Source organism: Vibrio sp. 1731, from assembly GCF_033339955.1.
In the GTDB taxonomy this organism is placed as follows: Bacteria; Pseudomonadota; Gammaproteobacteria; order Enterobacterales; family Vibrionaceae; genus Vibrio; species Vibrio alginolyticus.
The window spans coordinates 91,996-102,868 of sequence record NZ_JAWOVO010000018.1 but is presented as its reverse complement, the minus strand read 5'-3'; the positions used below and the strand labels follow the sequence as shown (position 1 = coordinate 102,868).

Genomic DNA, 10,873 nt, shown 5'->3' with positions numbered 1-10,873 from the left:
GTTACATGGAAGTTACTGAAGAACTTAATGAAAACAGGATGTTAAGTCTTCAGCAACAATTAAAGGGAACATAGCCTCTCAATTAAAGCGCCGTCTGGACTTGATTTAACACCAAACGATGACAGTGACGATGGCGATAACGGTGGTCTCTCTCAAATTGGCTTAACCATTTACGCAGAAGTGAATGATTTGGGCGAAGATTTGGGCAACGAAAAAGATGCGACGGTCGTGCGTCAAACGGATGTGACACTAGAGTTTCCAACCGTCCTCACACCGAAAATGAGTGTAGCGGCAGAGATTCAGGTGGCTGATGATGTCCAAATTCAAGCGTTGGAAGACAATTCTATTAACCTTGGTGCTCAGTTGACGTCGAAAGTCGATGCGATTAATGCAGATGGTGTGGAAGATGTCTTAACTATTATCGTCGACCCGACAGCTCCTGGCATTCCTCCTGGTTTGGTGATCACGGGGACGGATGTTGATTTTGTCAATGGTAAATACGTGTTCCAAGCCCATATCGATGCGAGTGGAAATATTACTGGCCTTGATGGCTTGACGATGCACTTGGCAGAAGATTACGCAGGTGATTTCGAATTACCAATTCGGTTTGTCACTAAAGACACTGAGTCCGGTGATGAAAAAGAAAATAATGTCCAGTTTCCAGTTCAGGTTTTACCGGTTGCAGACGTTCCGAGTTCAGCCGGGGATCAGCCGTTGGATAGCGATGTCACACCGAATGTAAAAGTAGATATCGTTGGTACTTTCGGCTTGGATGCAAACAAACAACCTGTAACTGATCTAAATAACGACGTTCCCACGGCGGATGGTGTTGGTTACGAAGATGGCTTAATCCAACTTAACTTGAGTGTTGATTTTGCCGATCAATTTAACAACACTCAAGGTGGTCGAGAAACACTAACGAACATCAAGTTAGAGCTTGATGACACAACATTAGGTGAGTTTGTTGATGCCAATGGTAACAGCTTAGGAACCAGTATTGAGTTTAATGAAGCTGAGATTTTAGCTGGTGCGCTTGACAATGTTCTGTTTAAGCCAAAAGAAAATTACCCCGTAGGTGGTGGCCAAAATACCGTCAAGATTAATATCGAGGGAGAAATTACTGATGAAGCTGTGTTTGATCAGTCTATCTTGAATAACTCTGGCGATAATATAGATGTGAGAACCTTCACTGACGATGTCACATTTGAAGTTACGCCAGTCGTTGATGACATTACCATTACAGGTGCCGATCCGACGCAGCCAATCACGGTGATTGGTGACGAAGATACTTTAATTTCGCTGAATCAATCGGGCTCTGGTGTTTCGATCAGCCTGAACGATAATGACGGTTCTGAGAGTTTCGTTTCACTCAAGTTAACGGGGCTTCCTGATGACTTTATCGTTAAATCCAATTCCTCTGATTATGTTGTTAAGAACAACGGTGGGGGCGAATGGAGTATTCAACTAAAAGATCTCACTCAGACGTCCATTGACCTGAGTGACATCCAAATTAAACCGCCAAAACACTTTAGTGGCGAGGCTGAGATAGGTATTACGGTCTTCATTCAAGAGGAGTTGCTACAAGTTCCAACGGAACGAAACAACAACTTTACGCTTATTGTCAATCCTATTGGTGATGATGTTGATGTGAATCCCGATACTTCGGCTGCAGGTAATGAGGGCGAAGACATTGTTATTAATGTAAATGCGTTAGTGGTTGATAACAAAGAGTCCATCGGAGATGGTGCAAACTACCAGGAAAATGATCCAGAGACGCTGAGAGTTGAGGTCTCCAATGTCCCTGATGGGGCGAGTGTTTCATTACCTGATGGGACAGTGTTTACTGACCCAGGCGGCGGCATTTTTGTCTTAGAAATCAATGCTCAAGACTTGGATCAAGTGGTGTTTAATTCTGGTGATCGCAACGATAACTCATGGGATGGTTCGCTGCGTTTCAAAGTGCAAGCCGTTGATACTGGGCTCGATGGTAGTCAAAGCTTGGGCTCCGCAGAGGAGTTTGATGTCACTGTTGATGTTGAGGCAGTGAACGATCGTCCAGAGTTCGTCAATACCGTGGATGTGGAAACACCAGAAGATACGCCAATGCTGCTTGATGGTTTCAGCATTACCGACATTGATGCCGTACTCGATGATCCGAATGCTGAATACGTACTCAATGTGAACGTCGACAGCGGTATCTTGGAGCTTAATCCAACGCTCATCGCTACTTACAACCTAACCGTGAGCGGTGATGGTACGGACTCCGTTGAACTGAAAGGCACAGTGGCCGATCTAAACAATGCCATTGCAGACGGTCTGATTGAGTTTAATCCAGACCTGAACTTCTTTGGTGACGTTCAGGTGGACGTGACAGTCGATGACCAAGGTAATGAAGGTATCGTAATTGGTGGGGTAGATGACACCCTAAATACCAACAGCAGCAGCTTCAATATTGAAGTGACAGCGGTGAATGATACCCCAGAAACTACGCCAGTGACGCTACCGGATATTGAAGAAGATAGTGGTGTGTTCTCCATCTCTGAAGCGGATCTTATTGCGAATGCGACAGACGTAGAGAACGATAACCTCACGGTCAGCAATGTTCAGTTAACGGATCCGAATTCGGGCAGCATTACTTTCAACAGTGGTACGGGAGAGTGGGAATTTACCCCAGCACCAGATTACAACGGTCCAGTTGAAATCACGTACACCATTACAGATGATGGCACGACAAATGGTACATCCGATCCTAAATCGGTTAACGGCAGCGCATCGTTCAACGTAACGGAAGTCAATGATGCTCCAACGACGTCTGAAGTGACACTTTCTGATATCGCAGAAGACAGTACGGCGGTTGATATTACCCAAGCTGATTTGTTGGCGAATGCGTCTGATATTGAAAACGACACCTTGATGGTGAGCAATGTCCAGTTGGTTGATCCAAGCAGCGGCACATTGGATTTCGACAACGTAACAGGTACATGGTCATTTACTCCTGCGCCTGGCTACAACGGCAAGGTCGATCTGACCTACGACATTACCGACAACGGTACAACGAACGGTGTTTCAGATCCTCAAACGGTGTCAGGAACGGCGACCTTCGAAGTCACTGAGGTGAACGATGCACCAGTAACATCAGAGGTAACGTTGAGTAGTACCGAAGAAGATGGTGGTTCGGTAACTATTACGGCTACTGAGTTGCTGAGCAACGCAAGTGATCCTGAGTCAGACAACTTGACCGTCGATAATGTTGTGTTAGTGGATCCAGCTTCCGGCACGCTGACTCAAGTGAGTGCGACAGAGTGGACGTTTGAACCCGCAGCAGATTTCTTTGGTGACGTTAATTTCACTTATGAAATCACAGATGACGGAACCACTAACGGCGCTCCAGACCCAATTACAATCGCGGGCACAGCAGTGTTGAATGTTGAAGCTACCAATGACGCACCTGAAATCACTGCAACGTCGGTAACGGATACGATCAATGAAGCTGATGGCCAGAAAGTAACGGGTATTAGTGTGAGTGACGTCGACTTTGCGGGCGCACAAGCAAATGAAAGCATGACCGTGACTCTTACAGTTACCGAGGGCGACCTTCGTGTCGAGCCGCCAGCAGGTAGTGGTGTGACTGTTGGGGCGGGGATGGCTGGTGAAATCACCCTAATGGGCACACCAGATAATATTAACTCCGTTCTTGGAGCAACAGACGCTTCTGAGGGGGTATTTGTGGATGCAGGAGATGTCAACGCAGCTTCAATCACTTTATCGGTGAAAGTCGAAGACAACGGCGTGTACTTCGAAAATGCATCGGGTACCGCATTGGAAGCGAATCAAGACTTCACTATCAATGTGACACCTGTAGCTGATGCACCTACATTGAGTATCAATCCTCAGTTTAATTACATTCGTCAAATTGCGGCTAGCCAAACCGCGAGCAGTCAAGGTTTAGCGATTGTCGGAATCATGGCGGCGCTTACTGATATTGACGAGGTGCTGTCTTTGGAGCTAACGGGCGTACCAGCTAGTGCTGAGGTAACAAGTGGCGTTTCTCCATCAGGCATTAGCTTCGATGGTACCACTTGGACAGTACCAAGCGATGAAATTGATACGCTAGAAATTGTCGCAACAGATACTAACAGTGGTATTGATGTCGGTTCTTACGATATTTCGCTTACGGCGATATCAACGGAATCTAATGGCGATGAAGCGCAGTCTTCACCTGTCCAAATTAGTTTGGATGTGAGTAGTGATAGCGACGATATTGACCAGTCAACCGCAGTGGACGACAGCTATTTAGTCGGCGGAGACACAGGTACCAACTTGATTGGTGGAGACGGTGACGACGTTATTCTGGGTGGTGATGGTGATGACGTGCTTATCGGTGGCTTAGGCTCAGATATCTTAACGGGTGGAGACGGCAGCGATATCTTCAAGTGGACGGTAGATTCCGTTGATGAAGGGGCAGTGGATACCATTACTGACTTCACTGTTAACGAAGACAGTATCGATTTACGTGAAGTTATCTCTGATCTCAATAACTCAATGATCGACATGGATGATCTGCTTGGTCACATTTCGGCAGACTACGATGCATCGACGGAAAGTGTTTCTCTGAACATTACGACGGATGCAAATGTTCAACAGACTATTGTCGTGGAAAACTTAGGTACTTCAATCGACTTCAACGGTCTTAGCTCCAACGAGATTGTAGAGTCATTGCTCAACAACGGTGTTATTGATAACGGATAAACCTGTATACAACACAAAAATGGGCGGCTCTGATAAGCCGCCCATTTTTTTCGGGAAAGCTTGATTTTAAACAGGAGTATTTGAATCGAAATAGAAATAAAGAGCGAAGCAAAGGGGTTATCTTGTTACGACGTTATAGTGATAGTTGGAAATTAAAATAGCGATAATTTGACGTTAAATCGCCTAAACGTGGATGTCTAGCAAGCTGCCAATGATTTCATTGTTTTTCTCTATGACAGACGCGCCAACTCGGTTATAACCAGCGGCTTGTGCGAGGTTGATGAGAGATTCAACTTTTTGAGAGGGAAGGCTAGGTGTTGAGGCTGTTATTGCGACATCCGCAACCGCAGCTAAATCGATGTTGTGATCAGAAAGCTCTTCTTTTACCTTACTTACATTATTGCTAATGCCATGTGCAGCTTTCTCGGCCATTTGTTGTGACATCTGAACGATGTGGTATCCAGATTGAATTCCCGATACAGGCATATCACTACTCCCAACATTATGATAGTGAGAGCATAGGTGGAGTTTATAAAACGTTCAAGTGTTTTATATCAATGACTTGATTAGGCAAACAGTTTGGCAAGCATTTCTCTTTCTTCACCAGATAGAACCGGTTTTTGCGCTTTATTTAGTTTCACGCTGATCTCACCTTGTAATGACTTTAACTGACTTGCCGTTAAATCACTGAGCTTTTGCTTAAGTTCATTAAATTGTTGTGCGTTCATCTCAATACCTTCGTCGTGATTCGGTTTATCCGTCGTTGCCCGAAATTCTTCATCCTTTGGATACAACATATTTATTCAACCAAAATAGATTAGAATTTGATCGATTGCTTTTTGTCCGAATATTGTCAAGGTGTGTTAAGTGATACGTCAGATTTTTCCTAAGAAGGTACATAATTACCCACTTTGGGGTAGATGGAAACGTAAAAAGAAAAAGGGAAGCGATATAGCGCTTCCCTCTTACATATGGTTTGAATGTTACTAACTTACCCTGACGGCAAACTTACTAGCAAGTGAATGAAGCTCTGGGAGCATGCGATAGATAAGATGAAGTTGCTGCAATACCATGCGGGCAGAGCTGTCGTCTTCATCGCGCCATTCGTTTAAGCGTTGCTCGAGTCCAGCATCATCAATATTAGATAGGTCACACTCCTCACAATGCTGGTGAAGCTGTTTATGAAGTACATCCAGATGCTGATGAATACAACGGTGAGCATCTAAAACGAGTTTATGAATTGACTCATCTTCGATGCGAGTTCTGTGCGCGCCTAATGCAGAAATATAGTTCAACATTGCGTGATTTAACGTTAGGAAGCGAAAACTTTCATCAACAGCTGCGCGATATTTGCCAGGCTCCGCCAGCATCGTACTAATCGCAGAAGAGAGTGAGGCATCATTATTGTGGGCCTGGCGGCGAGCGATACGGTAACTCAAATTGTCTTTCTTGCCGATTCTATACTGACCAATGATCTGATCGAGATACTGCTTGTTCGCCTCTATCGCATCCGACATAACTTTGTGAAGCCTTCTCGACTGCCAGTCGGGCAAAATAACTAATACAGCTCCTACTGCAAGCACACACCCGATGAGGGTATCTGCTAGTCGAGGAAGGACAACTGCGTAACCTTCACCTAGTTGATTAAATAAGAAGAGGACGAGCAGTGTAATAAAACCAGTCGCGTACCCATAGTTGTTCATCCGGAAGGCGAAAAACATCACACCAGAGATAACGATAAATACTAACTGGCTTTCTTGAGAAGGGAAAAAAGTCAGCAATGGTACACCAATCAACAAACCAGCTAATGTACCTATTACTCGCGCCGTCAATTTTTGGCGAGTGGCACTGTAGTTCGGTTGGCATACGAATAAAGTGGTTAAGAGTATCCAGTAACCTCGGTCGATGTTGAATATTTGAATGATTCCATAGCCAATCGTTAAGGCAATTGACATACGTAATGCATGCCGAAACAGCATCGAATCTTTGTGTAAATTTGCTGATATACGCTGCCACATCGCTTTTAGCGTGTGTGGGTTGGTATCGGCGAGGGTATCTTCTTCGAGGCCTTCAACATCTGGGTTGTTAATGTTATTAAGTTGTTTTTCTACCGTCGCTAAGTTATTGAATAAATATGTTAACTGCATCAGCAGACGTTTCCAGTGCCCTTGCTTTTGTTCTTCTAGATAAGCAAGAGAGTTTTGTACTTCAGCTAATGCCAGAATAGATTGATCGGTATGGGAGTATTCATTTCCTAGCTGAATGGCTAGTGCAATATCACGACACGCTTGGGCTTGAGACTCCAAAAGGTATTTAAAACGAAACAGCACATCAGAACGTTCAAATTCGGTCGCTAAATCCTGATAGCGATAATGGCTAGAACTGACGCGTTCGTGAATGTCTTGAGCGATGAAGTAAATATTTAAAAATCGGTCACTAGGCCCATCAATGTGACCCCGTTTCGATCGGTTAAGTAATGTGGTTTTACAAGCGTTTAGTGCCGTAACCGTGGCAGCATTGCATTTTGCAGCTTCAATCCGCAGCGGTTGTGGCGTCAAGTTGGTCACAGGGTGAAAAAGCTTGGCTTTCGCATCAAGATAATTCGCCATTTGGAAGAACACATTGGCTAGGCTTTGTTGCACCGGTTGAAGGGGCCAAAATATCTGCCAAATCATGGACATGAAGTAATACCAGGCGGCACCAGTTAAAAGCAGTAGTGGCTGAAACCAAATGTTGGTGCTTTCATGTGCGCCAAGCATAGTATAAATAGCGATCAGCAACGAACCAAAAGCAATACTCGCGTACTTAGGACCTATCGCCCCAAGAATGATGAAGCCGAAGGTTGAGATAAATAATCCCAACGCAAAAGCCCAAGGGGTATCGAACAAGATTTCAATTGAAAAAGCAGCAAGCGCAAAACAGAGAAAGGTGAGAATCAGAGCCTTGATGCGTCCAGTGAAACTGTCATCACTTTCAGCCAAAGCAGCAGCAATAACGCCTAATATTAATGGCGTTATCAGCGTGTTTTGCTCGAAGTACCAAGTTGGGATAACCACACCCAGTAAGGTAATGAGGATAAGAACGCTGTAATTTATCGTCTTGTTTGCCCAATATAGCCGAAATTTAGAAGTTGCTTGCACAATGCGCCTTATGTTTCCGATGAAGAACAGGGGGAATACTACCAGACCCACTATAGCGCGTTTATGATTTACTTTAAGAAAAATTCGTGGTTGCTGATAAAATCAGCAGGGATGTCATCGACTTATATTAAAACTGCCAGGTCATGTATTGAGGATTGTAAAGCCAGCTTCAAATAACCTCAGCTTTAGGTTATTAAATCGACAGTAATGTGAATTTTATTAAAGAATAGAAGAAGAAGCTTACTTAGGTGCTCGCCGTTGCTACAATTTAGCGCCTTAAAATGATATAAATCGACAACTTCTAAACTAAAAGGCGCACGTTTCATGCAGCTTACTGCCACTAGCAAAGCACAGTTTTTTATTCAAAATGAGTACCATCACGTCGAAATAAAAGAGAACAGTGTTTTATTAAGCTCGATAGGCAGTGAAGAACATATTCCTTTTACGATCTGGAATGGCAAAGTTAGCGTAAAGCGTGGGTTGTTATGGAGCTCTTTACAGTTTTTTGCTCATGAACACGAAGGCAAACAACAAAGCTGGCTAGTCCAAGGTTTACCGTGGCCACAATGCCGAAAGTTCGCGCTTGAGGCCGTTCGTCAATATCAAGAGTGGCACAACACTCAGTGCCGAAAACTGGCTGAGTATCTACCTAAGTGGGAAGAAGAGCTTTACAAACTAAAGCACTTGCCTGCTTACTTATCGCATTCTCAAGTGGTCTCCTGGGTTGAAAGCCTTAACCAAGAGTTAAGCGAGATGAAAACCACCCTAGAAGAAGCCAAAATGCGAATGCCGAATCGTATGTCGCAAATAGAGCCTTGGCTCATTGATACCTCTGAGGCGCTTGGTGAGCGTAATCGCGATTGGCTAGAAGCAGAACGTCCAAATTGGGAAGTGCTGTTTAATCAAATTGAATCCTCTCCTTTGAATTTATCCCAGCAATATGCGGTATTACTCAACGACGACCACAACTTAGTTCTTGCTGGTGCCGGCTCGGGCAAAACCAGCGTTTTAACCGCACGAGTTGCCTATTTGTTGCAAAGCCATCAAGCTCAAGCAGAAGAGCTTCTCATGTTAGCGTTCGGTCGTGATGCGGCGACTGAAATGAAAGAACGCTTAGTAGATAAAGTGGGCATGGCGGCAGACGGTGTGCGCGTCAACACATTCCATCAGTTGGGCTTGTATATTCTTAAACAAGTCGAACAGCAACCTGTCGAAATTAGTCCTTTAGCGTTGGACGAAAATCAACGAACAGCATGGTGTGTAGACTGGTTGAAAAAACATTGGATGACACCCACCAACTTTAAACGTTGGCAAAAACATTTAGACAAATGGCCGATTGCGTACCTAAAAGGGGATGATGAGTTAGGAAGCCATTCAGAAAATCCAAAACTGATCGCTTGGCTAGATTCGCAGCTGTCTCATTTAGCGGCGGTGGGGTTGACCAAAAAGCAAGTACAAGAAAAGCTCGTAAACCACCAAGACTATACGCGTTTAAATAGTGAACTCGCCTTATGCTGGCCATGTTTTACAGCGTGGCAAAAAATGCTTAAAGAAAGCAACCAAGTGGATTTCCCAACCATGATCAGTCGTGCGACAGATTATGTGAATAAAGGAAAGTTTGTCTCGCCATGGCGCTTTATTATGGTCGATGAGTATCAAGATATCTCTCCAGATCGTCTGGCATTGATTGAAGCACTGTGTGAATCCACTCAGAAACAAGCAGGTGCCACGTTATTTGCTGTTGGCGACGATTGGCAAGCGATCTATCAGTTTGCAGGAGCGGATGTCGATCTTATCACTGGCTTTAAAGAACGCTTTGCTCACTCTACCGTTCATCACTTAGATACAACTTATCGTTTCAACAATCAGATTGGTGATGTAGCGAATACATTCGTGCAGCAAAACCCATCGCAGTTGCCGAAAACACTAAACAGCCACAAACAACGCAAGCAGAAGAGCGTACATACCGCGCCGAGCAATCAAGTGGAAAAGATCTTGGATCACTTGAATCAACAAGCCAAGCAAACCAAGTCAGTTTTATTGCTAGGACGTAACCATTATCATAAGCCCGATTTGTTCGACGATTGGTTGCGACGTTTCCCTAATCTCGATATTCGCTTTATGACTTGCCATGCGAGTAAAGGACGCGAAGCTGACTTTGTGATTATTCTTTCTGTGGATGAGGGGCAATTCCCCGCTAAGAAGAAGCAAATTCACATTGATGGTGCGTTGACGGAGTCCAAAGACAAATTCCCTTACGCAGAAGAGCGCAGGCTATTTTACGTGGCGATTACACGTGCGAAAGAGAAGGTTTGGATCACGCATACTGGCGCGGGATCTGCATTCGTTCAAGAGCTAGTTAATGGTGACTATCCCATCGTGACTTCCCGTTAAATGCAACGTTTAGAATGTTAAAAACAGCAAGGGCGATACTTGGTATCGCCCTTGCTTTATTTGGTTGGCATCAAAGCTTACATGCGCTCAGCAAGATAGGCTTCGTAATCCGGTACTTCGATGTCTACTTCTTGCTCAAGAAGAGGGGAGTTAAACAGGAACTTAGCGGTGGCTCGGTTCGTTGCTACAGGAATATTCCAAACACTAGCAATACGAAGAAGCGCTTTAACATCTGGGTCGTGAGGTACGGCATTCAGTGGATCCCAAAAGAAAACGAGAACGTCGATTTTGCCTTCTGAAATGAGAGCGCCTAGTTGTTGATCACCGCCCATCGGACCACTGATCATGCTCTTGATCGCAAGTCCAGTTTCTTTACTCAGCATGTGTCCTGTCGTGCCAGTTGCGTAAAGGAAGTGACTCTGTAGCTTTTCTTTGTTTTCTTTTACCCAGCGAAGTAGCTCAGGTTTGCAGTTGTCGTGAGCAACCAAAGCCACATGTTTATGGGTTGGCATGGTACGAATGGTTTTTTGCATCAAGATGTTTCCGTTTGTATGATTTTAAAATTGTTGTGACTCAATAGAACACGTTTT

At 44.5% G+C, this 10,873-nt stretch carries 6 protein-coding genes; 2 read left to right on the top strand and 4 right to left on the bottom strand.

The window, feature by feature from the left end; all coding sequences use genetic code 11:
* Positions 1 to 180 precede the first annotated feature (180 nt).
* Positions 181 to 4,749, top strand: a complete 4,569-nt coding sequence (locus tag R7035_RS18810; RefSeq protein ID WP_318146229.1) for a tandem-95 repeat protein — start codon at positions 181 to 183, stop codon at positions 4,747 to 4,749.
* A gap of 183 nt (positions 4,750 to 4,932) precedes the next feature.
* Here R7035_RS18810 and R7035_RS18805 read toward each other — a convergent pair whose 3' ends face one another.
* The 3 genes from R7035_RS18805 to yccS all read right to left on the bottom strand — a co-directional run bounded on the left by R7035_RS18805 (position 4,933) and on the right by yccS (position 7,889).
* Positions 4,933 to 5,235, bottom strand: a complete 303-nt coding sequence (locus R7035_RS18805; RefSeq protein WP_047101396.1) for a hypothetical protein — start codon at positions 5,233 to 5,235, stop codon at positions 4,933 to 4,935.
* Positions 5,236 to 5,315: 80 nt separating this feature from the next.
* The gene (locus R7035_RS18800) at positions 5,316 to 5,546 is read right to left on the bottom strand and encodes a hypothetical protein (RefSeq protein WP_005376575.1); all 231 of its coding nucleotides are present in this window, start codon (positions 5,544 to 5,546) and stop codon (positions 5,316 to 5,318) included.
* Positions 5,547 to 5,735: 189 nt separating this feature from the next.
* Complete coding sequence (yccS, locus tag R7035_RS18795; protein ID WP_005376573.1) at positions 5,736 to 7,889, bottom strand: YccS family putative transporter; 2,154 nt, start codon at positions 7,887 to 7,889, stop codon at positions 5,736 to 5,738.
* A gap of 324 nt (positions 7,890 to 8,213) precedes the next feature.
* On the opposite strand from yccS, the gene helD reads away from it, so the two are divergent.
* Positions 8,214 to 10,283, top strand: coding sequence for a DNA helicase IV (gene helD / locus R7035_RS18790; RefSeq protein ID WP_005376572.1), 2,070 nt, complete (start codon positions 8,214 to 8,216; stop codon positions 10,281 to 10,283).
* A gap of 77 nt (positions 10,284 to 10,360) precedes the next feature.
* Here the strand turns inward: helD and R7035_RS18785 are convergent, their stop codons facing one another.
* Positions 10,361 to 10,816 (bottom strand): methylglyoxal synthase, encoded by a 456-nt coding sequence (locus tag R7035_RS18785; protein ID WP_005376571.1) that lies wholly within the window; start codon positions 10,814 to 10,816, stop codon positions 10,361 to 10,363.
* Positions 10,817 to 10,873 lie beyond the last annotated feature (57 nt).